This window comes from Sporacetigenium mesophilum DSM 16796 (assembly GCF_059569055.1).
The window spans coordinates 21,309-45,636 of sequence record NZ_JCANUR010000003.1; the positions used below are offsets into that span (position 1 = coordinate 21,309).

At 30.9% G+C, this 24,328-nt stretch carries 23 protein-coding genes, 1 pseudogene and 1 riboswitch; of the genes and pseudogenes, 9 read left to right on the forward strand and 15 right to left on the reverse strand.

All coding sequences use genetic code 11. The features are described from left to right. Positions 1–688, forward strand: a 688-nt coding sequence (locus BS62_RS04265; protein WP_496490011.1) for a phytoene desaturase family protein, incomplete at its 5' end; no start/stop codon positions are given. 29 nt (positions 689–717) lie between these two features. On the opposite strand, the gene BS62_RS04270 is transcribed toward BS62_RS04265, so the two are convergent. The 3 genes from BS62_RS04270 to BS62_RS04280 form a co-directional block, all read right to left on the reverse strand. Beyond that, the gene (locus BS62_RS04270) at positions 718–2,256 is read right to left on the reverse strand and encodes an AbgT family transporter (RefSeq protein ID WP_496490012.1); all 1,539 of its coding nucleotides are present in this window, start codon (positions 2,254–2,256) and stop codon (positions 718–720) included. 17 nt (positions 2,257–2,273) lie between these two features. Next, positions 2,274–3,455 carry a M20 metallopeptidase family protein gene (locus BS62_RS04275; RefSeq protein ID WP_496490013.1) on the reverse strand — a complete coding sequence of 394 codons (1,182 nt, stop codon included), beginning with the start codon at positions 3,453–3,455 and terminating at the stop codon, positions 2,274–2,276. 152 nt (positions 3,456–3,607) lie between these two features. Continuing rightward, positions 3,608–4,345, reverse strand: coding sequence for a hypothetical protein (locus BS62_RS04280; protein WP_496490014.1), 738 nt, complete (start codon positions 4,343–4,345; stop codon positions 3,608–3,610). Between the two features lie 146 nt (positions 4,346–4,491). On the opposite strand from BS62_RS04280, the gene msrA reads away from it, so the two are divergent. After that, a complete protein-coding gene (gene msrA, locus BS62_RS04285) occupies positions 4,492–5,043 on the forward strand; it encodes a peptide-methionine (S)-S-oxide reductase MsrA (RefSeq protein WP_496490015.1) in 552 nt (183 codons plus the stop codon). Beyond that, positions 5,036–5,482 carry a peptide-methionine (R)-S-oxide reductase MsrB gene (gene msrB / locus BS62_RS04290; RefSeq protein ID WP_496490016.1) on the forward strand — a complete coding sequence of 149 codons (447 nt, stop codon included), beginning with the start codon at positions 5,036–5,038 and terminating at the stop codon, positions 5,480–5,482. The genes msrA and msrB overlap by 8 nt, the downstream gene beginning before the upstream one ends. Positions 5,483–5,535: 53 nt before the next feature. Here the strand turns inward: msrB and BS62_RS04295 are convergent, their stop codons facing one another. From BS62_RS04295 to BS62_RS04320, 6 genes are all read right to left on the reverse strand, one after another. Then, a complete protein-coding gene (locus BS62_RS04295; RefSeq protein WP_496490017.1) occupies positions 5,536–7,206 on the reverse strand; it encodes a formate--tetrahydrofolate ligase in 1,671 nt (556 codons plus the stop codon). Between the two features lie 69 nt (positions 7,207–7,275). Then, positions 7,276–7,354, reverse strand: a riboswitch (ZMP/ZTP riboswitch). A 136-nt stretch (positions 7,355–7,490) separates the two neighbouring features. Then, the gene (locus BS62_RS04300; RefSeq protein WP_496490018.1) at positions 7,491–8,435 is read right to left on the reverse strand and encodes an arginine deiminase family protein; all 945 of its coding nucleotides are present in this window, start codon (positions 8,433–8,435) and stop codon (positions 7,491–7,493) included. Between the two features lie 192 nt (positions 8,436–8,627). Beyond that, positions 8,628–9,629 carry a lipoate--protein ligase gene (gene lplA, locus BS62_RS04305; protein ID WP_496490019.1) on the reverse strand — a complete coding sequence of 334 codons (1,002 nt, stop codon included), beginning with the start codon at positions 9,627–9,629 and terminating at the stop codon, positions 8,628–8,630. After that, positions 9,622–11,325, reverse strand: a complete 1,704-nt coding sequence (gene lpdA, locus BS62_RS04310) for a dihydrolipoyl dehydrogenase (protein WP_496490020.1) — start codon at positions 11,323–11,325, stop codon at positions 9,622–9,624. Before lpdA ends, lplA begins: the two co-directional genes overlap by 8 nt. Positions 11,326–11,400: 75 nt before the next feature. Next, a complete protein-coding gene (locus tag BS62_RS04315) occupies positions 11,401–11,754 on the reverse strand; it encodes a carboxymuconolactone decarboxylase family protein (protein ID WP_496490021.1) in 354 nt (117 codons plus the stop codon). A 128-nt stretch (positions 11,755–11,882) separates the two neighbouring features. Continuing rightward, positions 11,883–12,314 (reverse strand): MarR family winged helix-turn-helix transcriptional regulator, encoded by a 432-nt coding sequence (locus BS62_RS04320; RefSeq protein ID WP_496490022.1) that lies wholly within the window; start codon positions 12,312–12,314, stop codon positions 11,883–11,885. Positions 12,315–12,712: 398 nt separating this feature from the next. On the opposite strand from BS62_RS04320, the gene BS62_RS04325 reads away from it, so the two are divergent. The 4 genes and pseudogenes from BS62_RS04325 (at position 12,713) to BS62_RS04340 (ending at position 14,251) form a co-directional block, all read left to right on the forward strand. After that, a complete protein-coding gene (locus BS62_RS04325) occupies positions 12,713–12,847 on the forward strand; it encodes a hypothetical protein (protein WP_496490023.1) in 135 nt (44 codons plus the stop codon). A gap of 10 nt (positions 12,848–12,857) precedes the next feature. After that, a pseudogene (locus tag BS62_RS04330) lies at positions 12,858–13,229 on the forward strand (CAP domain-containing protein); the annotation flags it as partial. Between the two features lie 240 nt (positions 13,230–13,469). Then, positions 13,470–13,658 (forward strand): hypothetical protein, encoded by a 189-nt coding sequence (locus BS62_RS04335; RefSeq protein WP_496490024.1) that lies wholly within the window; start codon positions 13,470–13,472, stop codon positions 13,656–13,658. After that, a complete protein-coding gene (locus tag BS62_RS04340) occupies positions 13,655–14,251 on the forward strand; it encodes a CAP domain-containing protein (protein WP_496490025.1) in 597 nt (198 codons plus the stop codon). Before BS62_RS04335 ends, BS62_RS04340 begins: the two co-directional genes overlap by 4 nt. Before the next feature lie 45 nt (positions 14,252–14,296). Here the strand turns inward: BS62_RS04340 and BS62_RS04345 are convergent, their stop codons facing one another. The 6 genes from BS62_RS04345 to BS62_RS04370 form a co-directional block, all read right to left on the reverse strand. Next, positions 14,297–14,866 carry an LURP-one-related family protein gene (locus BS62_RS04345; RefSeq protein WP_496490026.1) on the reverse strand — a complete coding sequence of 190 codons (570 nt, stop codon included), beginning with the start codon at positions 14,864–14,866 and terminating at the stop codon, positions 14,297–14,299. Between the two features lie 169 nt (positions 14,867–15,035). Further along, positions 15,036–16,340, reverse strand: coding sequence for an NCS2 family permease (locus BS62_RS04350; RefSeq protein WP_496490027.1), 1,305 nt, complete (start codon positions 16,338–16,340; stop codon positions 15,036–15,038). Positions 16,341–16,474: 134 nt separating this feature from the next. Further along, the gene (ade, locus tag BS62_RS04355) at positions 16,475–18,187 is read right to left on the reverse strand and encodes an adenine deaminase (RefSeq protein WP_496490028.1); all 1,713 of its coding nucleotides are present in this window, start codon (positions 18,185–18,187) and stop codon (positions 16,475–16,477) included. Positions 18,188–18,201: 14 nt separating this feature from the next. Next, complete coding sequence (locus tag BS62_RS04360) at positions 18,202–20,346, reverse strand: xanthine dehydrogenase family protein molybdopterin-binding subunit (RefSeq protein WP_496490029.1); 2,145 nt, start codon at positions 20,344–20,346, stop codon at positions 18,202–18,204. After that, positions 20,346–20,804, reverse strand: coding sequence for a (2Fe-2S)-binding protein (locus BS62_RS04365; RefSeq protein WP_496490030.1), 459 nt, complete (start codon positions 20,802–20,804; stop codon positions 20,346–20,348). Before BS62_RS04365 ends, BS62_RS04360 begins: the two co-directional genes overlap by 1 nt. Positions 20,805–20,903: 99 nt before the next feature. Further along, positions 20,904–21,782, reverse strand: coding sequence for an FAD binding domain-containing protein (locus BS62_RS04370; RefSeq protein WP_496490031.1), 879 nt, complete (start codon positions 21,780–21,782; stop codon positions 20,904–20,906). 242 nt (positions 21,783–22,024) lie between these two features. Between BS62_RS04370 and BS62_RS04375 the strand changes: the two genes are divergently transcribed. After that, entirely contained in the window at positions 22,025–23,623 is a 1,599-nt protein-coding gene (locus BS62_RS04375) for a peptide chain release factor 3 (protein ID WP_496490032.1), read from the forward strand. Positions 23,624–23,799: 176 nt separating this feature from the next. Then, positions 23,800–24,328, forward strand: a 529-nt coding sequence (gene rpsD / locus BS62_RS04380) for a 30S ribosomal protein S4 (RefSeq protein ID WP_496490033.1), incomplete at its 3' end; no start/stop codon positions are given.

Genomic DNA, 24,328 nt, shown 5'->3' on the forward strand with positions numbered 1-24,328 from the left:
AAAAGGAGATATTATTGTATGTAATGCTGACTTTCCATATGCAGTTAAAGAACTCATTAAAGATAGTAATTCAAAAGGAAAATATAGTGATGAATATTTAGATAATATGAAGTATACATGTTCAACATTTATTATATATCTTGGTTTAAATAAAAAATATCCTAATTTATCAGTACATAATATCTACATAGGTGATAATTTTAAAGAAAATATAGAAGATCCATTTGAAGGTAAAATACCAGATAATCCACCACTATATATTTATTGCCCAAGTAAAATCGACGAAACCATGGCATCAAATAATAAAGAGTGTTTAAGCATTATTGTAAGGGTCCCAAATCTTCTATTTGATAATATTAGATGGGATGAAAACACTATAAATACATTAAGACAAAGTATCTTTAAAAAACTTAAAAGTATAAAAGGACTTGAAGATATAGATGAAAATATAGTATTTGAAAGTTATCTTACTCCAAAAAATTTACATAGTCGTTTTAATTCCTATGGTGGAGCAGCATTTGGCCTTAGTCCTACATTAACACAGACTAATTACTTTAGACCACATATTAAGTCTGATACTGTTGATAATCTTTATTTTGTAGGTAGCTCTGTTCATCCCGGCTCAGGAGTATCTATAGTACTACTTTCTAGTGAACTTGTAACTGAAGAAATTTTAAAAGATAATTAAGGATGGTAAAAAATTTACCATCCTTATTGTTATTTTATATTAAAGTAAATTCCTGCCCCTGGGCCTAAAGGAAGATTAAAGGCCATAAATACAACTAAAAGAATTATCCATACTATTGCAAATGCAATTGAATAAGGAATCATATTAGCAATCATAGTTCCCATACCAGCTTCTTTATCATACTTTCTAGCAAATCCTAAAAGAATAGGGAAATATGGGAATAGTGGACTTATCGGATTTGTAATAGAATCTCCTATACGATATGCCATTTGTGTTAAAGCTGGATCGTATCCTAAAAGTAAGAACATAGGAACAAATACAGGTGCCATAATAGCCCATTTTGCCGAAGCACTTCCAACAAATATATTTATGAAAGATGATAATATAATAAATCCAATTATTAATCCATATCCTGTTATTCCTGCACCTTGTAATAGTTCAGCTCCTTTTATAGACATTATTACACCTAGATTACTAGCTTTAAAGAATGCAAGGAATTGAGCAGCTGCAAATGCCAACACTATATAAGTACCCATATCGCTCATTGATTTACCCATAATTGATACTGCTTCTTTGTCATTTTTAATTGACTTAGTTATTTTACCATATACTAATCCAGGTACTAAGAATACTAAAGTAATTATTGGAACTAGACCTTTCATAAGAGGTGCATCAGCAGCTAATAAAGATCCAGTTTTTGGATCAGCCATAAATGGATTTTCTCCTAAACATAATCCCACAACAATACCTACAATTAAAAGTAATGAATATCCTGAAAATTTCAACCCTTTTTTCTCTAAATCACTAAGTGCTGAATGTGCTTCACTATCTACCTCTCCCCTATATTCTCCAAAGCGAGGAGCTATAATTTTTTCTGTTACATACATAGCTGTAGCTGATAAGAAAATAGTAGATACAAATATAAAGTAAAAGTTCATTGCAGGTGTGCCATTATATTCTGGATAAATCATTTGAGCAGCTGGTATAGTAAAGCTCGCTGCTAATACGTCTGCCATGTTAACCATAAAGTTTGCTGCAAACCCACCTGCAACACCTGCATAAGCTGCAAATATCCCTATAAGAGGATGTCTTCCTATTCCTAAGAATACTAATCCTGCTAATGGAGGAAGTACTATAAATCCTGCATCCCCTGCTGCATTAGCCAATATACCAGCTAAAATAATCATAAGTGTTACTAGACTTTTAGGCATTTTTACAATTGAATTTTTCATCGCTGCTTGCATAAGTCCAGATTTCTCTGCTACTCCTGCTCCAAGCATTACTACAAGAACCAATCCTAAAGGTGGAAATCCTTGAAAGTTATTTACTATGTTTCCTAGTATTCCTTGAAGCTGTTCTTTATCCATAAGACTTATAGCCTTGACTTCTGAACCATCTAGTGGATGTATTACGGATACACCAGCATTTGCAACTGCCCCTGATATTAAGATTATTCCTAAACATAATATAAGGAATAAAGTAACTGGATCTGGAAGTTTATTTCCAGCCACTTCTACCATATTTAAAAACTTATTGAAAAAGTTTTTTTTGTTACCCTTTCCTTTCATTCATATTCCCCCCATTTTTAGTTATTTAAAAAATCTATCGCCACTTGTGAAAGACTCTGTGCTACTATAGCAACATTTTTATCATCCCATGCAAATTTAGGGTGATGATGTGATATAGGATCATTTTCATCCTTTGCTATTCCAACAAAGAAGAAAGCTGATGGAACATTTTGCGCAAGATATGCAAAGTCTTCTCCACCCATATTAGGTTCTTTTAGTTCACATACATTTTTTTCTCCAACTATTTTAGATAACGATTTTGACGCTAAGTCAGTCATATTATCATCATTGATTAAAGCAGGATATCGTTCTATATATTCATAAGAGTAGTTAGCACCTTGACACTCTGTAACTCCCTTTAAAACTCCTTCCATAGCCTTTGGAATCCATGCTCTTATATTTTTATCAAATGTACGAATAGTACCTACTACCTCTACCTCATTTGGAATTACATTATGTGTATCACCACCATGTATTGTGCAGTATGATATTACAGCAGGACTTAGTGGATTAATTCTTCTACTTATTATAGATTGCATATTGTTAATAGCTTGAACAGCAATCATAACAGGATCTATAGATAAATGAGGCATAGCTGCATGGCCGCCTTTTCCAATAACCCTAAATTTAAAAGTATCAGGCGCTGCCATCATAGCTCCATGTTTTACATGAATTTCCCCTTCCTTTATACTTCCCCATAAATGGCAACCAAAAGCTGCATCAACCTTAGGATTTTCTAAAATTCCTTCTTCTATCATAGGCTTTGCCCCACCTTCAGTTTCCTCTGCTGGTTGAAACATAAGCTTTATATTTCCATGTATTTTATCTTTCATCTCATTTAATATCATAGCTGCTCCTAAAAGCCCTGAACTATGGCCATCATGCCCGCATGCATGCATAAGACCTGGTATTTTTGATTTAAAAGGAATATCTGCTTCTTCATTTACTTCTAATGCATCCATATCTGCACGAAGGAGTACTGTTTTACCAGGATATTTTCCCTTAATAAGACCTACTACACCTGTTTTTGCTACATTGGTTTTTACTTCAATCCCTAGTTTTTCCAATTCTTCTGCAATTATCTTTGAAGTTCTCGTTTCTTGAAATCCTAGTTCTGGATGCATATGGAATTCATGTCTTAGCCTTACCATGTCATTGTAGAAATTTTCTGACAACTGTTTAATGTGTTCTGTATACACTTCAAGCCCCCCTTTTTTCACCTTAAAGTATTTTTTGTGTTTAAATACCTTTTAACAATTCTATTAAAATACAAATTAAAATATTACTCATTTATGAAAAAAATGACTCTATTAGAGTCATTCGAATTCTTACTATGAAATTATAAAACCTTTTATATATCCCAAGATACTTCATGCATTTCCAAAATCCATTTTATTTCATTGAACTTTCTTTCATCACTCATATCTTTTCTTTCTAATATGTCTCTATACTTATTTTTTAATTTATGTTCTTCACTTTCATCATAAAAATATATATCGCACGCTGTATTTAGATAAGATAAGGCGTCATCATATACTCCCTTTTCCTTTTTACATTGAGCTTTGAATTCATATGCATTGAATAAATAGCTGTTTTTAATATTCATACCTATAAAATTTATCTTATTATTAGCTTCCGTAATAGCCTCTTCTTCTCTTCCAATTTCTTTTAATAGTTCTAATTTATCTCTGAAAATATCTCCCCTTGCAATAATCATAAATTTATTGTCTATAGACTCAGCTATTTTCAAAGCTTCTTCTATATACTCTAAACCTTTTTCACTATCTTTATATAATTTCCAATAAAGTATCCCTAGTTCCTTATAGGCCCATGCCTTATTATCAACATACTCTGTATACGATCCAAAGTATTCTTGATCATTTTGTTTATAATCAATTTTTTCATCTATAACACTTTCTATTAATTCTAATGCTATTTGAAGATTATCTGATTTATGTAATAGCCTAGATATAATAAGTTTTGTCCTCCAATCATCTAATGTATTTCTATAATGCTCTATAATACAATTAGGTAGATTCCATTTATCAAATACATACTCTGACCATTTTTGAAGTTCTCTCTTATCCATAAGCCCTCCTGTTAATATATGTTATTTATATAGATATATTTTTGGAGATTATATCTTAGAACGAATAATGGTTTTGAAAATTATGATAATGGGTATAAATACTAATAGATATTTACATAAATACAAATCTATAGGAGATGATATCTTTGCCACAATACGAATTAGCTACTTTTGCTGGAGGTTGTTTCTGGTGCATGGTAAAACCATACAATGAGTATGAAGGTGTTATAAAAGTTACATCAGGATATACAGGAGGACATACAGAAAATCCAACATATGAAGAAGTATGCAGCGATACTACAGGACATTATGAAGCAGTACAAATAGAATTTGATCCATCAATTATAAGTTATACTACATTATTGGATATATTCTGGAGACAAATTGACCCTACTGATCCATATGGTCAATTTGCAGATAGGGGTAGCTCTTATCAAACAGCTATATTTTATCATAACGAAAATCAAAAGAAAGAAGCTTTGAAATCTTTTGTAGAACTTCAAAATAGCGGTCGTTTTGAATACCCTATAGCTACTGAAATTCTTGAAGCTGAAACATTCTACCCTGCTGAAGAATATCACCAAGATTATTATAAGAAAAATCCTATGCACTACAAAATGTATAGAATAGGCTCTGGAAGAGAAAGATTTATAAATGAAACTTGGAACGATATAAAAGGAGATGATATAAATGTCTAAGAATGAAAAAGATAAAGAAACACTAAAATCAAAACTGACTCCTATACAATATAAAGTAACACAAGAAAATGGTACAGAACCCCCTTTTCAAAATGAATACTGGAATCTTACTGAAGAAGGTTTGTATGTAGATATAGTATCCGGTAAGCCTTTATTTACTTCTATAGATAAATTTGATTCTAGCTGTGGTTGGCCATCTTTTACAAAACCTATAGATAGAAAGGTTATAAAAGAAAAGGCTGATTTTACTCATAACATGCATAGAATAGAAGTTAGAAGTGCTGATTCTGATTCTCACCTAGGTCATGTATTTAATGATGGTCCAATTGATAAGGGTGGCTTAAGATATTGTATTAACTCAGCGTCATTGAGATTTATACCAAAGGATATGTTGGATAAAGAGGGATATGGAGAATATAAACATCTTTTTGATAAATAAAAAAAGGGCAATTATAGTGCCCTTTTTGAATGTCTATTTAAAACAAATGTATATTAAAATAACCCTATTATTTCTCCATCGCTAGTTATATCAATATTGTTAGCTGCTGGTATCTTAGGCAACCCTGGCATAGTCATAATATTTCCAGTTAATACTACTATAAACTTTGCTCCAGCTGAAACTTTAATTTCATTTATAGTTATTCTAAATCCCCTTGGCCTTGCCAGAAGTTTTGGATCATCTGAAAATGAGTATTGAGTTTTAGCCATACAGATTGGCATTTTATCTAATTTAAGCATTTCTAGTTCTTTTATTTGCTTCTCTGCTTCTTTAGAATAATCTACTCCATCTGCACCATATATTTCCTTAGCTATTTTTCCTATTTTTTCTTTTATTGATTCTTCAACATCATATATAGGTTTAAATTTTGAGGGTCTGTTTTCTATAGTTTCAACTACTTTTTCAGCAAGTTTTGTTCCACCTTCTCCTCCATTTGCCCATACTTTAGATAAAACAACTTCAACTCCTTGTTTTGCACATTTTTCATAAAAGAGATTAAGTTCTTTTTCTGTATCTGTAGGAAATTCATTAATTGCCACTATTACAGGTACTCCATATTTCTTAACATTTTCAATATGTTTTTCTAAATTTTCGTATCCTTTTTCTAGAGCTTGTAAGTTTTCTTCATTTAAATACTGTTTTTCTATCCCTCCGTGATTTTTCAATGCTCTTACCGTAGCAACTATTACTGCACAATCAGGTTTTAAGTCTGCAAATCTACATTTAATATCAAAGAATTTTTCTGCTCCTAAATCTGCACCAAATCCTGCCTCTGTAACTACGTAATCTGCTAATTTCAATGCTAACTTTGTTGCCATAACACTATTACAACCATGGGCAATATTTGCAAAAGGCCCACCATGGATAAATGCTAGTGTATTTTCTAATGTTTGCACTATATTTGGTTTTATAGCATCTTTAAGAAGTACTGTTAGTGATCCAGTTGCTTGTAAATCCCCTGCAGTTATAGGTTGATTATCATAGTTATAAGCTACTATAATTTTAAATATTCTTTCTTTTAAGTCATCTAAGCTAGTTGCCAAACAAAGTATAGCCATTATTTCAGATGCAACTGTTATATCAAACCCATCTTGTCTAGGAACGCCATTTGATTTTCCACCTAACCCTACTATAATATTTCTAAGAGCACGGTCATTTATATCTAGCACTCTTTTCCAAACTATTCTTCTTAAATTTATATTTAATTTATTCCCTTGTTGTAAATGATTATCTAAAAGTGCTGCTAATAAGTTATGAGCTGTTGTAATTGCGTGAATATCCCCTGTAAAGTGAAGGTTAATATCCTCCATTGGAACAACTTGAGCATATCCTCCACCCGCTGCTCCACCTTTAACTCCAAAACAAGGTCCTAGTGATGGCTCTCTTAAAGTTGTTATAGTCTTCTTTCCTATTTTGTTAAGACCCATACTTAATCCTATATTAGTAGTAGTTTTTCCTTCTCCTGCAGGTGTTGGATTTATTGATGTAACTAATATTAACTTTCCATCTACCTTATCTTCTAATCTTTTAAATACATCTAAAGAAACCTTAGCTTTATACTTGCCATATAGCTCTAATTCATCGTCTTCTATGCCGAATCTTTTAGCTATATCTGTTATTGGAATCATTTTTGACTCTTGTGCTATTTGGACATCTGTTTTCATTTTATAATCCTCCATTCCACTTTTAATTGTGAATTCCGGGATTTCTTCAAAAAAATATAGACCCCCCGGACTAATCGCCCAGGCGGTCGGCATATCTACAATCACACTCCCTGTGGTTAATCCACTTCCGCCAGTCATGTGATTTGAATAAATAAAATATTCCTTCATTTGTATATTATAGTATCAATTCCGTAATATTTTGTCAATATGTTTTGTTATAATTCGGTTTATTTTGTATTTTATTGATATATATTACAATAATATCCGTGTTATTTTCATAGATATCATTCCCTCAAAAGCCTCATGGTTAAACACCTTAAACTTCCACCACCAGCTAAAAGAGCATCAGGATGAAAATGTTTAAACTTAACACCTTCCCTTTCAAGTAGATTTATAGTTTTTTGTTTTAGAGATATATCATAATTTATAATTACCCCTGGCTCTAAAGGGACAAAAGAACATCCCCATTTCTTTTGTTCATGACTAGATAAGCCTATCATTTCAATATTTCTGCGATTCATAAACTTTTTTATGTCTATTTCATTTTTAGTATTTTTAGTTATTAAATAAGTCTTTTTAAAAGCTTTTGGATAATAAATCATTAAATTATCTGTCACTCTATTCAAAATCATATCCGGATGCATAAATCTTCTTTCCTGTGGAATCTTTGCATATATTACCTCGTCAAAGTATTGCAGTATAAAATTAATAAATTTTTCTATTGATTTCTTACTATGCCTTTCAGTATCTGCTACAAAAACTGTAGTTTGAGATAACAACAAACATCCTTCAAAGGATTCCCCTTCAAATGGCTCGTATAATGTTGTTATTCGTAGATTTTCTAAAGCTTCTCTAACTACAATCTCTTCATGACATCTTCCCCTTGATGACATTTTTGAGATTATACTTCCATAGGAGCTAATTACACCTATATCATGTAAATATGTAAGATTCGGAAGACGGTTAATCAAATCTTTATTTCTATAAACATTGTCTGCTATTAGATTTACCTCAACTCCTAAATCTTTAAGCATATCCTCATATTCTTTATGTTCTTCAAGAAATTTATCTACATTAGGGACACTATCAAATAAAAATATCTCTTTATTTTCTTTTGTTATGACCTTAAGAGATTCTTCACAACGATGTAACATAACTCTTTTTAGCCTTCCAAAGTTTTCTGTTCCATATTTTTTATTTTCATTAGTATTATCTATATTAAATACCAAATTATCACCCCTTAACTGAATAAACTATATTTTCTCCAGATAGCTATCGACTATTCATAAATGAAATCACAGCTTTTAAAAAGAAAAAATACAAACAAAAAAACTACCTATTAGTTTTTAATAAGTAGTTTTTTGTTTATAATTAAGAATTTAAAAAGTAATATTTAGTTAATTATAGATAAAACAACGAAATTATACTATTTTGCTTTTTAACCATTCTTTTATTTGAAAAATTATATCTTTTTCATCAGCTTTACAGCTAATATTATTTAGCTTTTCACAAATATAATTTATCTTAAAAGGTATATTTATTAATTCATTCTCCATATCCTTAATCAGCTTACTATTCATTGCATCAGAATAAATAGCTAAAGAATCAATCATACCATTTTTAAAATTTAGATTAAGATCTATTTCTCCCCATTTAAATCTATTAACAAAATTTATATCAAATTTGGGAGTTTCTCCATATTTCCACTCCCATGAAGAGTATTTGTTAAATAAATCTTGGATTGTATATTCATTCTCTTTTATATATTCTACTGTTGATGAGCCACCATAAACTTCAACAAAACTACTTATAAGGCTGTCTTTTAAAACTTCAATTGTTAAGTCAGGTTTAATACTTTTTAGGTTTATTACTCTTGATCGAACAGAATCAATTCCTTTAGATGCAATTTTTTCTTTTGATACTTTTAAATACTTACTTAACTTATCCATATTTGCATTAACAAGTATAGTTCCATGGTGATATGCTGAACTCTCATCTTCATAAAAAGCATTTCCAGAAAATTTTCTTTCATCAACTAATATATCATTTCTCCCTGAAAATTTAGCATTAATACCTAAATTATTAACTGCTTTTAGAATTACTTTTAACTGTTTTTCTAAATCATATAAATTTTTGTCCATAACAAAAGTAAAATTAAGATTACCAATGTCATGAAAAACAGTTCCTCCACCAGATAATCTACGTGCTATTTTCCCACCATATTCTTCAAACTCTTTACATTGACATTCTTTCCATGGGTTTTGATTTCTTCCTATTACTATAGTATTGTCATTTTGCCATAAGTACAGTATTACTTCGCTTTTTTTTACTTTTTTAAGAAGATATTCTTCAATAGCTAAATTTTGCCATGGATTATATGATGATGAACATATTATTCTAGTTGAAATAGCATTGTTATGCAAAATGTATTGCACCACCTTCTACAGTTAAAGCTGCTTCATGTATTGATTCAGCAGTTGTAGGATGTGCAAATATAGTTTCTGTTATTTGCTCCGTAGTAAGTCCGTTATTTATACATAATGTTACCGAAGCAAGTAAATCTGTTGCATGAGGTCCTATTATTGTACTACCTATTATTTTTCCAGTTAATTTTTCTTTTATAATTTTAACAAAACCTCTAGATTCACCTGAAGTAAGAGCTTTCCCATTAGCTGCAAATGGAAATTTCCCAATTTCTACTTCTATTCCTCTTTCTTTTGCAATTTTTTCTGTAATTCCTACCACTGCTATTTCAGGTTCAGTAAAAATCGCACTTGGTACTGTTGAGTAATCCATAACTTTATTTTTTTCTAAAATATTGTCAACAGCAACAATTCCTTGATGAGAAGCAACGTGAGCTAATTGAATTATATTTGTAACATCACCTATAGCATATATGTTTGGTATATTTGTCTGCATTTTTTCATTAACTTTAATACCCTTTTTATTATCATTCATTTCAATACCTAATTTTTCAATGCCTAATCCTTCAAAATATGGTTGTCTTCCAACAGCAACTAATACTTTATCTGCTGAAATATATTTATTTTCGTCTCCTTGAATAAATGAAACTACACAATCTCCATTTTCAGTTTCATCAATTGCTTCAACTTTTGAATTAGTATATAATTTAATACCATTTGTTTTTGCAATTTCACTTATTTCATCACACACATCATCGTCTAATGAAATTAATATTTTATCTGCATACTCAACAACAAAAACCTCAACCCCAAAACTTGAATAGATAAAAGCAAACTCCATTCCTATAACTCCTCCACCTACTATTACTAATCTCTTAGGTAAATTTGTCATATCTAAAGCTTCTTTACTTGTTAATACATTCTTAGACTCTATTCCTTTAATAGGTACAATTGAAGATTGTGACCCAGTAGCAATTATTATATTTTTAGTATTTATAGTTGTTTCTGTTCTGTTTGTTTTCACAAATACAGTATTTTCATTAATAATTTCACCTATGCCATTAATCTTTTGTATACTGTGTTTTTCTAGTAAATATTCTATTCCATTTTTTAGTTGATTTTTAATATCATCTTTTCTCTTAATAACTTTTTCCATATTAACAGAAATATTTTCAGCAAAAATACCAAAGCTATCAGATTCTATCATATTTTTATAAATCTCTGATGAACGCACAAGAGCTTTCGTAGGTATACATCCATAATTTAAACATGTTCCACCTACATGTTCTTTTTCAATTACAACAACTTTCTTTCCTTGCTTTGCTGCATGGATCGCTGCAACGTAACCTCCTGGCCCTGCCCCTATTATAGTTATATCAGCATCTATTTCTTCTTTTTTAGGTTTCATTAAGGTATTAAAATAATCAAATGTTTGTGTTTTTTCAGTAGATTGTTCACTTTTTACCCCTTCTACTTTAAATAAACTATCTCCTATTTTAATAGTTTGTCCTTCGTCTATTAAAACTTCTTCAACCTTGCCATTTACATCAGATTTTACAGAAACATTTCCTTTTTGAGATTCAACTTGAAGCAGTACATCTCCCTCTCTTATTTCATCTCCAATTTTTACGTTAATTTTTCCTACTTTTCCACTTTTACTCTCTCCAGATAATTTTTCAAGTTTTAGCTCAATCATAATATTACCTCCATTTAACGTAAATAAAAGGCAGTTCAAGTATTGTCTGCCTTTTATTTACACTACCTATATGTATTATTTAAAGTCTTTTTCAAATTCATCAATTGAATCTTTTAATAATGTTGCACTGTATGCCATTGCAGGTCCTCCGCCAAAAGCTACTGATACCATTGCAGCTTCTAAAATTTCTTCACGTGTAGCTCCTGACTCTAAAGCTTTATATACATGGAATACTATGCAGTATTCACAACGATTATAAACACCTATAGCTACACTTATTAATTCTTTAGCTTTTGTATCAAGCTTTCCAGGTTTGTAAGATGCTCCCAATAATGCCATAAAAGCGTTTACTTGTTCTCCATTCGTTTGACCTAAATCTTGTAATCCTCCTAGGAATGCATCTAATATTTCTCTTGGATTTTTTTTCATTTTTCTTCCTCCTCTTTATTTATTGTAGCACTAATAGTTGCTATGCTAACTATTAGTGCTACAACTATCCTTGTGAAAATTGTAGCATTAAATATTTAATAAATCAACAATTTTCTAAAAAAATATAATTACTCGCCAAATTTTGTATTTTCAACTAATCTATCTAATACTTTTTTAAATATTTCCATTTCCTCCTCAGAAATATTTCTAACAATTGAATTACTAAAATCTTCACCAAAAGGCAATAGGTCTTCTCTATGTTTCTTTCCCAATTCAGTTAGACATATGTATGTAATTCGTCTATCATTTATATCTTTTTGACGCTGAACATATCCCTCTTTTTCCATCCTGTCAATTAGTCTTACCATTGTAGATTTTTTTATATCCATTTTATCAGCTAACTCACTTTGGTTAATATATTCATGTTTTCCTAAAAAATATAGAGCTATCCACTGCACTCTAGTAATTCCATATTTACTTAGTTTTTCGTTAAAAATATCCGCAATTTTTTTAGAAACTTTATTTGTTATAAATCCAATACAATCATCAAGTTGAAACATTGTTAATACCTCCCGAGTAATATATGTAATCCTAGATAACTAGGCAAAATGTATAACAATACTAATTTATAATAACATATTTTTATTTTTAGTACATTATTTTGCACCTTAATAGTCTCTATATTACTATTTAATTCTTTCCTTATTATTTTTTCACAATGTATAAAGAAATATATAAGTCTTACCTAAAAAGCCTATATCTATTGGCATATCTACATTTTATCACAATGTAAATATCTTCCATGTATAAAAATCATATATTAGGTGTTGCAATAAAGTTACAAAATAGTTACAATAATGTTACAGAAAAGTTACAAACCAAAACAAATATTAGTTATCTAATTTAACATAAATGATTAAATTTATTAACTACGGATGATTACAAGGAGGATACAATTATGATAAAAAGAACAAAAAAAATAGTCGCATATTCAATGTTAGGTATATTATTGGCACTTCCTATGGCAAATAGTGCAGATGCTTTAACAAACAACACCAGCACCTACTCCCGCTCCAACGACTGGCGAGTTTAGTGCATATCAACAAGAAGTTTTAAATATAGTAAACAAGGAGAGAACTTCTAGAGGATTAAGCGCTCTTAAGTTTAGCACTGAAGTATCTAAAGTTGCTACTATAAAATCACAAGATATGATAGATAAAGGTTACTTTGATCACAATTCTCCAACTTATGGTTCTCCATTTGATATGATGAAGAAATTTGGTATCACTTACAGATCAGCTGGTGAAAACATCGCTATGGGTCAAAGAACTCCACAAGAAGTTATGACTGCTTGGATGAACTCAGACGGCCATAGAAAAAACATATTGAACTCTAGCTTTACTGAAATAGGTATAGGTATTGCTAAAGATAAAAACGGAAGAATATATTGGACACAAATGTTTATAGGAAGATAATATACAAAGAGGGATGGAATTTAATTTCAGCCCTCTTTTTTACCCCTTTAGCGTTTAGCTATATGTAAATTATCTACTGGAAGAATTTGTGGGTTTGAAAATATAAAGCCATATGCTATACTATGTTTATCGCAAAAGTTACAAAAAAGTTACAGAGTTAATAAAACAAAAAACTCTTGAAAATTAATTTATAGATATTAAATTAATCAACTAAGTTCAAATCACAAGGAGGATACTACTATGATGAAGAGAACAAAGAAGATATTCACATATGCTATAATAGGTACAATGTTATCAGCTTCAATGGTAAGTGGTGCCGATGCATTATCTGTTAAAACTATAAAAGTAGATAACTTAAATAAAACAAATATAACTAAAAGTGCTGATTTAAATAAATTATTAGAACAACGTGTAAAGGCTATAAAGTGAATACACAAAAGCCAGTTGTAACTCAAGCGCCAGAAGTTGAGAAACCAGCACCTGCTCCAACTCCTACACCAGAGGTTGAAAAGCCAGCACCTGCTCCAGTTCCAACTCCTGCACCGGATGTTGAGAAGCCAGCACCTGCTCCAGTTCCAACTCCTACACCAGAAGTTGAAAAGCCAGCACCTGCTCCAGCTACAACAAGTAGTGAGTTTAGCGCATATCAACAAGAGGTACTAAACATAGTAAATAAAGAAAGAACTTCAAGAGGGCTAAGTGCTCTTAAGTTAAACATGGAAGTATCTAAAGTTGCTACTATAAAATCACAAGACATGATAGATAAGGGTTACTTTGATCACAATTCTCCAACTTATGGTTCTCCATTTGATATGATGAAGAAATTCGGTATAACTTATAGATCTGCTGGTGAAAACATCGCTATGGGTCAAAGAACTCCACAAGAAGTTATGACTGCTTGGATGAACTCAGAAGGTCACAGAAAAAATATATTAAACTCTAGCTTTACTGAAATAGGTATAGGTATAGCTAAAGATAAAAATGGAAGATTATACTGGACACAAATGTTCATAGGAAAATAATATACAAATAAGAAACCATATAGCATATGCTATATGGTTTCTTTGTTATCCTTGTCTTCCTTCAATAGAACATATTAATATACTTGCTGCTATTCCAAGTCTTTTATCAAAAGAGCTATCTATAAAATCAAGGTTTATTTTTTGAACAAATGGATTAAAATTTTGTTTTAAAGTAAATACATTACTATTATTTGTTTTGCCTACAAAGCTTTGAGGTATTATACCTATAACCCTTCTCAAAAGAGCTAGTCCAATATTATCTTCTTTTATAGTTCCAATTTGATTATCATAAGAATCTAAAATGATCCATTCATCTTTTAAAATAGACTTTAACCCTTTTCTTCTTAAGCTTCCAACTTTCTCACCTGTACCTGTATCAATAACATCATATGTTGCAGAGATATCTACTATATTTCTAGATTTAATAGATATAACTTCTTGTGACATAGTTTCATCTGTAAATATTCTTATATCTTCCTTTAATTTGAACCCCTTTTGATTGACATAAAAAGCTAACTCTTCACTAGGATTGTATATATGAAAAGCTGCTCCAATTAATTTAAGAACCTTTCTTCTTATTACGTATGACTCGTAACTAAAGCGATGTGAATTCATAATAATTCCTCCATATTTATATATAATAATTTAAATTCTAATTAAATATAACATTATAATACCATGAAAACATATTTAGTAATCATTAATTTATATATTTTATAATAGTTTCTAGACTTACAAAAAAATCTCCTCTGATACAATAGGTATCAAAGGAGACTTTTTTAACTTATAGGAATACAAACTTTAGTATAAATAATATACTTAAAATTATAAGTGATATATTAACTTTTTCTTTTTGCCCACATACAAGCTTAAGTATAGTATAAGATATTATACCAAATATAATACCTTCAGCTATGCTGTAAGCTAGTGGCATCATTATAAGTGTTAAGAATGCAGGTATTGCATCTGTTGGATCTTTAAAGTTTATTTCAAGAACTGAGCTTGCCATTAATACCCCAACTAATATTAAAACTGGACCTGTTGCTTGAGGAGGTATAGATGTAAATATTGGTGCAAAGAATAAAGATGCTAAGAATAAAAATCCTGTAGTTACTGCAGTAAGCCCTGTTCTTCCGCCTTCTGCAATTCCTGCTGAACTTTCAACATAAGATGTAACTGTAGAAGTTCCAAGAAGTGCTCCAGCTGTTGTTCCTATAGCATCTGCAAGTAAAGCTTCTTTTGCGCGAGGTAATGTTCCATCTTCATTTAAAAGATTTCCCTTAGATGCTACCCCTACTAAACATCCTACTGTATCAAATAAGTCAACAAATAAGAATGTAAATACTATTACTATCATATCAAAGCTAAATATTTGTGATGATTCAACTGCAAATGCCTGTAAAAATACTGGTTTTAAAGATGGTATACTTGATATTATAGCTTTTGGAAACTCCACTAATCCAATAACCATTCCTATAGCAGATGTTATTATCATAGATAATAAAAATGCTCCTTTGACATTCTTACACATAAGTATTGCTGCTATTATAACGCCAACTACTGAAAGTAGTACTAAAGGCGCATGCATACTTCCAAGAGTTAGTATCGCTCCACCTTGTGTTATTATTCCTGTGTTAATAAGGCCTATAAATGCAATAAATAATCCAATACCAGCTGTAACTGCATGTTTTAAAAGTGGAGGTATACAATTTATTATTTCTTCACGGACATTTGTAACCGTTAGTAATATAAATATTATACCTTCAATAAATACTGCACATAAAGCAAATTGCCAAGTGTGCCCTAGTGCTATAACTACTGAGTAAGCAAAGAATGCATTTAGTCCCATACCTGGTGCTAGTGCTATTGGGTAATTTGCCATTAATCCCATACACATAGTTCCTATAAATGCAGCTATTGCAGTTGCTGCAAATACTGCACCTTTATCCATTCCTGCATCACCTAAAATATTAGAGTTTACAACTAGTATGTAGGCCATTGTCATAAAAGTTGTAATTCCTGCTAATACTTCAGTTTTTACGTTTGTATTGTGTTCCTTGAGTTTAAACCTTCTTTCTAAAAACTCCATATACACAAACCCCTCTCATTTTTTTGCTACCCTTATATTGAAACTATACTAGTGAATAATTTAAGTTAGCTTACTAAATTATATGAACAAGTTATTTCAAATATCTTAAATACTTTAAATTTAGATGATATTTTTTATAGTTCTATAAAATCAAATTTTTCTACATCAAATAGTCCTTTATCTGTGAGCTTTATCTGAGGTATTACTGGAAGTGCCAAAAACGATAATGTCATAAAAGGGTCGATTTCTTTACTTACATTTAGTCTTTCATATGCTATGTTTAACATATTATCTAATTTAGAGTTTACATATTCTATGTCTTTATCACTCATAAGTCCACCTATTATAAGTGGCAAGCTGTCTAATATTTTATTTTGTGATGAAATAGCTATTCCACCACCTATACGTTTAACTTCTTTTATTGCATTTAAAATGTCTTCATCATTATCTCCAACAACTATTATATTGTGTGAATCATGTGCAATTGTGGATGCTATTGCACCATTTTTAAGCTTAAAATTTTCAACTAAACCAAGTCCTATATTTTTAGTATATTTATGTCTTTCAAGCACAACAAGTTTTAAGATATCTAGCTTGTCGTTGTATTTAAATACATTGTTTTCTAAATCAACTTTTCTAGTTACTTTTTCTGTTACTAAGTTATGTGGAAGTAATCGTATAACATTTACTATGTCGCCTTTAAGTTTCATACTTAAGTCTTCTTTTTTTATGTCTAGTATGTTTATTGTATCTATAACTTTGGAGTTATCAGCATAGCTTCTTTTAAATAATGGCTTTTTATTTTCTCCAACTAATACCCCTTTTTTATAAACTTTTTCTACATTGAATTCTTTTAAATCATCTACTATTAACATATCAGCATAATATCCTGGAGCTATAGCACCTTTATTTTTCAGATTATAACAAGTAGCAGCATTTATAGTTGCCATTTGTATAGCACTTATCGGATCTACTCCATTTTTTATTGCAAGTCTTATGTTATTGTCTATGTGACCTTTACCTAAAATATCTTCTGGATGTTTGTCGTCTGTACAGAATAGACACCTTTGATAATTAAAGTTATTTACTCCTCTAACTAACGTTTCTAAATTTCTCGCTGCAGAACCTTCTCTTATCATAATATACATTCCAAGTCTAAGTCTTTCTATCATCTCATCTACAGTTGAACACTCATGTTCTGTAGCTACTCCACTTATAACATAGGCATTTAATTGTTCATTTTTCATCTCTGGCCCATGTCCATCAATAAATTTATTGTTTTTATGAGCTAAGTCAATTTTATTTATTACATCTTGATCTTTGTATATAACCCCTGGATAATTCATCATCTCCCCAAGACCTAAAACTCTAGGATGATTTATGAATTTTTCTAAGTCTTCTGCCTTTAGTATTGCCCCTGAGTTTTCAAAGTTTGTCGCCGGTACACAAGACGGCAGCATAAGATATACATCTAGTGGTAGGTTCTCACTACTTTTTAGCATATATTCTATTCCATCCAATCCACTTACGTTTGCTATTTCATGTGGATCTGCTATTATTGTAGTTGTTCCCCTTGGTACTATTGCCTTTGCAAATTCTATTGGTGATACCATAGAAGATTCTATATGAACATGAGAGTCTATAAGCCCGGGAACTATGAATTTTCCTTTTAAATCTATGTTTTGAACTCCATCATAATTTCCTATCCCAACTATTATCCCATCATGTACTGCTAAGTCTGCATTTATTATCTCATGGGAAAATACATTGACTATTTTTGCATTTTTGAAAACTAAATCTGCTTTTTTATTTTTCATTGCTAAATCTATTAAACTTTTGGTATCCATATTCTTGCCCCCAATTATATAGATGATTTTATTGCTTTTATCACTCTATCAGGTGTTGCAGGTAATTCATTTACTCTAGTTTTAGTTGCACTTGCTATTGCATTTAAAATAGCTGGAGCTACATAAACCATAACAGGTTCTCCTATTCCTTTTGCTCCAAAAGGTGCAGTACTTTCTTCATCTTCAACTATTACCTTTTTTAGATCAATTATATCTAGTGATGTTGGTATTAAATATTTAGATAACTTATTACTTTTTATTTTTCCGTTTACAACGTTTAAATCTTCCATTAATGTATATCCAACACCCATAGCAAATCCTCCATCTATTTGGCCTTCTACTAAATGAGGATTTATTGCTTTTCCTACGTCTTGTGCTACTACTGCTTTTAATATGTTTACTTCTCCAGTTTCTTCATTTACATCTACTTCTACTCCACATGCTCCAAAGGTATATGGCCAGTATGGGTTTCCTATTCCAGTTTCTTCATCCATTCTTGTTGTATATGCTGTAAATGACCCTTCTTTACTTAAAAGTGATTTATCCATATTTTTATAAACTTCTTTTAAGTCACAATCTTTTATATCGTATAACTTACTTATTTCATCTCTTAATTTTTCACAAGCTATTTTTATAGCATTTCCTGTATTGTAAGTTTGGCGGCTTGCAGCAGCTGTTCCAGAGTCTGGTGTTATTGATGTATCTTCATTTATAAATATTACATCTTCTACTTTAATATTTAAAACCTCTGCTCCCATTTGGCTCATTATTGTTTTTGCACCTTGACCAACTTCAGTTGCTCCAACATATATTTCTAATTTTCCATCTTCATTTATTTTTACATTTGCATTTGAAACATCAGGGAATCCATTTCCATATCCTGTTCCATAAAACATTACTCCAATTCCTGTTCCTTTTTTGCTAAAGTCCATATGTTTACTAACTTCTTTAATACATTTTTCAAGTGGAACACTTTCTTTTAATATCTGGTTTGTAGCTGTTTTACTTCCTGCTCTGAATATATTTTTAAGTCTAAACTCTACTGGATCCATGTTTAGTTTTTCTGCTAATATATCCATTTGTTGTTCATATGCTACTGGAGGTTGTGTTGCTCCAAATCCTCTCATGGCACCACTAAATGGATTGTTTGTATATACTGCATAACTATCTACATGCACATTTTCTACTTCATATGGTCCAGTTGCATGTACTCCTGCTTTTCTTAAAACATTTATTGCCCAAGATGCATAAGCTCCAGTATCCCCTACAATAGTAGCTTTTAATGCTTTTAATTTTCCATCTTTAGTTGCTCCAGTTTTATATTTCATGACCATTGAATGTCTTTTTGAATGGGCTATAAATGATTCTTCTCTAGAATATGTTGTTTTGACTGGCTTATTTAGGACTTTTGCGGCTAATGCTAAGTGTATTTGCATTGTAACGTCTTCTCTTCCCCCAAATGCTCCTCCAACTGCACAGTTTATTACTGTTACATTATCTTTATCTATTTCAAGTGCTTCAGCTATTTCTATTTGGTCAAAGTGAGGATATTGAGTTGCTGTGTACAATATTATATTGCCTTTCTCATCAAGTTTAGCAACTCCACTTTCAGGTTGTAAAAAAACATGGTCTATTTGAGGAACCTTATATTCGTTTTCAACTATTACATCACATTCTTCAAAGGCTTCATCTACATCGCCATTTCTAAGTTTAAAATGATGTACTATATTACTATCATTGTCATGTACCTTAGGGCTATTATCTTCCATAGCCTTTATTGGGTCAAATACTCCTTCTATTTCTTCATAGTTTACTTTTATATGATTTAAAGCTTTTTTTGCTGCTTCTTTTGAAGTTGCTACAACAAAAGCTATAGGGTCTCCTATTCTTCTTACCTTTTTATCACAAAATACTTCATGATCCTTAAATATAACACCATGATGATTGTAAGGTAGATCTTTTGATGTAAATATCCTTACTACACCTTCTATTTCTTGAGCTTCCTTTATATCAACTTCTATATATGCATGAGCTTTGCTTGATCTTAAAGTTTCTCCATAGAGCATATCTTCAAAGTATATATCTTGAGGATAAATGGCTTTACCGTTTATTTTATCCAAAGCATCTACTCTTTTTATATTCTTACCTACTACCTCCATTAATTCTCTCCCCTTATCTTTGATGCTAAATGTATAGCATCAACAATCTTATTGTATCCTGTACATCTACACAAATTGCCAGATATACCTTCTCTTATTTCTTCCTTACTTGGAGAAGGGTTTTTGTCTAGTATATATTTTCCACTAAGAACCATGCCCGGTGTACAAAATCCACATTGAACAGCTCCTATATCAACAAATGCTTTTTTAAGATGTTCTTCTTTTACACCTTCTATTGTGGTTATTTTTTTATCCTCTGCTTGAAATGCCAGTACTAAGCAAGAATTAACTAACTCTCCATCCATAAGTACAGAACAAGCTCCACACTCACCTTCACCGCAACCTTCCTTAGTTCCTGTTAACTTTAGCTTATCCCTAAGTACATCAATAAGCCTTTCCTCTTCTTTTGTATCAACATTGTATATCGTATCATTTATATTTAAATTAATATTTTTCATTAATATCCCCCTTATTTGAAGCGAATTTGAGCAACGGACCTGTTTTTTAGGTCGTTGGCGACATGAGCGCAGCGAATTTTTTTTATAGTAACTATAAAATTAATCTTTATGTTTATTTATAGCATTGTATAAATCTATACCTTCGTATATGGCTTCTTTTACCACACCTCTAACTGCATGTGATTTATACTCCCCACTGCTTCTAGCTTTTAAGCTTTCACTTACATTATCTTGTAATATATCTAAAGCTTTGTTTATGTTTTCATCTTTAACAGTTTTTCCAGTTAAATATTTTTCAACATCACATTCTCTTATACCAGTTTTACTTATAGCGCCTAGTGCTAATTTAATATTTTTGAATTTATTTTCTTCTATTTCTAATAAAACACTACTTGATATTTTGGCTATAGATAATGCCTTTCTAAATCCTAGTTTAGTAAATGTTAAGACTTGGTTTTGATTTGGATTTTCAAATTCTATGTATGTTAAAATTTCATTTGGTGCTAAATCAATATTATTTTTATCTAATAGTATGTCTTTTAGGTATACTTTTCTTTTGTAATTCTTACTTTGAACACACACTATAGCATCTAGGGCTAAAAGTGGTGGTATTATATCAGCACTTGGAGAAGCATTACAAATATTACCACCTATAGTTGCTCTACTTCTTATTTGTGGAGAGCCTACAAGACTTGATGCCTTTTTTAAGCCATTTAAATTACTACTAATTACGTCCGAGTTAATAATGTCATTAAATGTTACACATGCTCCTATTTTTATAGTGTTATCCTCATTTTTTATACTCTTAAGTTCTTCTATATCGCAGATATCAATTAAAATTTCCTTGTCAAAGTTACTGTCTCTCATATGAACAATTAAGTCTGTTCCTCCAGCTATTACTTGTGCACTGGATTTTTTGAAATCAAGTATATCTAATGCTTCATCTAAGGTTTTTACTTTACATACTTCTTTAACCATACTTATCCTCCAAGGTAAAAATATATTTTGAAAACGTTTCTTTAATTAAGAATATGAATTATATAGTTTGTCTATTACATTTTTAGATATAATTAGTTATATGAAGTATAAATAAACAACATATTATTAAGTTTTTAAGTGACCTTGTATATTGACAGTTTTGCAATAAAGTTATAACATCAATAAGGTTAGAGTTTTTTATATTTGGATAATTTTAAAATTAAAATAAAGGGTGATAAAAAATGACAGAACAAAATTTAAGTTTTAATGATGAGGTTAAAAGAAGAAGAACCTTTGCAATCATTTCCCATCCCGATGCAGGAAAAACTACATTAACTGAAAAATTCCTATTATACGGTGGAGCTATTCATGCTGCAGGATCTGTTAAATCAAGAAGATCTCAAAAACATGCGGTATCTGACTGGATGGAAATTGAAAAACAAAGAGGTATATCTGTTACATCAAGTGTTCTTCAATTTGAATATAACAATTTTTGTATAAATATTCTTGATACACCAGGACATCAAGATTTCAGTGAGGACACTTATAGAACTCTTATGGCAGCTGACAGTGCAGTAATGGTTATTGACTCTGCTAAAGGTGTTGAGGATCAAACAAAGAAACTGTTCCATGTTTGTAAAATGAGAGGAATACCAATTTTTACTTTTATAAACAAAATGGACCGTCAAGGAAAGGATCCATTTGAGCTACTTGAAGATATTGAAAATGTTCTTGGAATTCGTTCATGCCCAGTAAACTGGCCAATTGGTTCTGGTAAGGATTTCAAAGGGGTTTTTAACCGTCATAAAAACCAGGTTGAACTTTTTAGTGATGGCAAACATGGACAAGCTATTGCTAAGTCCACAACTGGAGATATATCAGATGAGAAATTCAAGGATTTATTAGGAGATGCTCTTCATGGACAACTACTAAATGATATTGAACTATTAGATATTGCTGGAGATAGTTTTGATTTAGATGAGATACTAAGTGGTGAGTTAACACCTGTATTCTTTGGAAGCGCCCTTACTAACTTTGGTGTAGAGCCATTCTTGGAGTCATTCCTAGATATAACACCACCTCCACTGCCTCGTAGCAGTAATTTAGGTGATATTGACCCTGAATCAAACAATTTCTCTGGATTTATATTCAAAATTCAAGCAAATATGGATAAATCTCATAGAGATAGAATTGCATTTTTGAGAATTTGTTCTGGTAAATTCGAAAAAGGCATGGCAGTAACTCATGTACAAAAAAATAAAAAAGTTAAACTTGCACAACCTCAACAATTTGTGGCACAAGATCGTGTTATAGTAGATACAGCTTACCCTGGTGATATTATAGGTATACACGACCCAGGAATATTTAATATTGGTGATACATTATCTCAAAATCAATCAAATTTAGAATACACTGGCATACCACAATTTGCTCCTGAGCATTTTGCAAGGGTATCTACAATGAACTCGCTCAAAAGAAAGCAGTTTTTAAAGGGACTTCAACAATTATCAGAAGAAGGTGCTATACAGGTATACAAGCAACCTCATTACGGTATGGAAGAGCTTATTGTAGGAGTAGTTGGAGTACTTCAGTTCGAAGTTTTAGAATATCGTCTAAAGAATGAATATGGAGTTGATATGACAATACAAAAACTACCTTACCGTCATATACGTTGGGTTGATGCAGATACTTTCAAACCTGATGACTTCTCAATAACAATGGATACTATATTAGTTGAAGACAAAAATAGAAATCCAGTGTTATTATTCCAAAATGAATGGTCTGTTAGACATTTAACTGAGAGAAATAAAGGTCTAGAGTTAAGAGAAACTTCTATATAAATAATTACACAAGTAGGGTGCATGATATCATATACCCTACTTTTTTATTGCCTTATATAATTATTTTTTCGTTATTGATAACAATTATCATTTACATTCATTTTATAATATGATATTATATACTTGTATCGGCTTTAAATTATCGCGGCAAATTTTTTAAAGTGGAGATGGATTTTATGGCAACAATGAATCAACCAAGATTTAAATTATCTAGAAGCTTAGGGTTAAATGTATACGGTCACCCAAAAGCTATGAACAGAGCGACTAAGGGTACTTCAAGAGGAGATAAAAAGCTTTCATCATACGGAAGACAGCTACTTGAAAAGCAAAGACTTAGAGCTTATTACGGAGTTTTAGAAAAACAATTTAAAAGATATGTCCAAGGAGCGATTAACGATAAAGATCAAACGGGACACGCCTTAATTAAAAGATTAGAGTGTAGATTAGACAACTTAGTTTATAGAATCGGCATTGCATCTTCTATAAGACAAGCAAGACAAATGGTAGTGCACGGTCATATTTTATTAAACGGTAAAAAGGTTGATAGACCATCTTATTTTGTTGAAATCGGAGATGTTGTTTCTTTAAGAGAAAAATCAAGAGATATAGAAATATTTAATGATAACTTTATTTCACAGTTATCTTCTACTCTTCCTTATTTAAACAAAGATAAAGACAATTTTTCAGGAACTTTAGTAAGATATC

What these genes read in the sequence shown, in the direction of transcription:
- BS62_RS04270 (WP_496490012.1), bottom strand. Translation starts at nt 2,256, where the DNA reads ATGAAAGGAAAGGGTAACAAAAAAAACTTTTTCAATAAGTTTTTAAAT.
- BS62_RS04280 (WP_496490014.1), bottom strand. Translation starts at nt 4,345, where the DNA reads ATGGATAAGAGAGAACTTCAAAAATGGTCAGAGTATGTATTTGATAAA.
- msrB (WP_496490016.1), top strand. Translation starts at nt 5,036, where the DNA reads ATGTCTAAGAATGAAAAAGATAAAGAAACACTAAAATCAAAACTGACT.
- BS62_RS04295 (WP_496490017.1), bottom strand. Translation starts at nt 7,206, where the DNA reads ATGAAAACAGATGTCCAAATAGCACAAGAGTCAAAAATGATTCCAATA.
- lpdA (WP_496490020.1), bottom strand. Translation starts at nt 11,325, where the DNA reads ATGATTGAGCTAAAACTTGAAAAATTATCTGGAGAGAGTAAAAGTGGA.
- BS62_RS04315 (WP_496490021.1), bottom strand. Translation starts at nt 11,754, where the DNA reads ATGAAAAAAAATCCAAGAGAAATATTAGATGCATTCCTAGGAGGATTA.
- BS62_RS04320 (WP_496490022.1), bottom strand. Translation starts at nt 12,314, where the DNA reads ATGTTTCAACTTGATGATTGTATTGGATTTATAACAAATAAAGTTTCT.
- BS62_RS04325 (WP_496490023.1), top strand. Translation starts at nt 12,713, where the DNA reads ATGATAAAAAGAACAAAAAAAATAGTCGCATATTCAATGTTAGGTATA.
- BS62_RS04335 (WP_496490024.1), top strand. Translation starts at nt 13,470, where the DNA reads ATGATGAAGAGAACAAAGAAGATATTCACATATGCTATAATAGGTACA.
- BS62_RS04345 (WP_496490026.1), bottom strand. Translation starts at nt 14,866, where the DNA reads ATGAATTCACATCGCTTTAGTTACGAGTCATACGTAATAAGAAGAAAG.
- BS62_RS04350 (WP_496490027.1), bottom strand. Translation starts at nt 16,340, where the DNA reads ATGGAGTTTTTAGAAAGAAGGTTTAAACTCAAGGAACACAATACAAAC.
- ade (WP_496490028.1), bottom strand. Translation starts at nt 18,187, where the DNA reads ATGGATACCAAAAGTTTAATAGATTTAGCAATGAAAAATAAAAAAGCA.
- BS62_RS04360 (WP_496490029.1), bottom strand. Translation starts at nt 20,346, where the DNA reads ATGGAGGTAGTAGGTAAGAATATAAAAAGAGTAGATGCTTTGGATAAA.
- BS62_RS04365 (WP_496490030.1), bottom strand. Translation starts at nt 20,804, where the DNA reads ATGAAAAATATTAATTTAAATATAAATGATACGATATACAATGTTGAT.
- BS62_RS04370 (WP_496490031.1), bottom strand. Translation starts at nt 21,782, where the DNA reads ATGGTTAAAGAAGTATGTAAAGTAAAAACCTTAGATGAAGCATTAGAT.
- BS62_RS04375 (WP_496490032.1), top strand. Translation starts at nt 22,025, where the DNA reads ATGACAGAACAAAATTTAAGTTTTAATGATGAGGTTAAAAGAAGAAGA.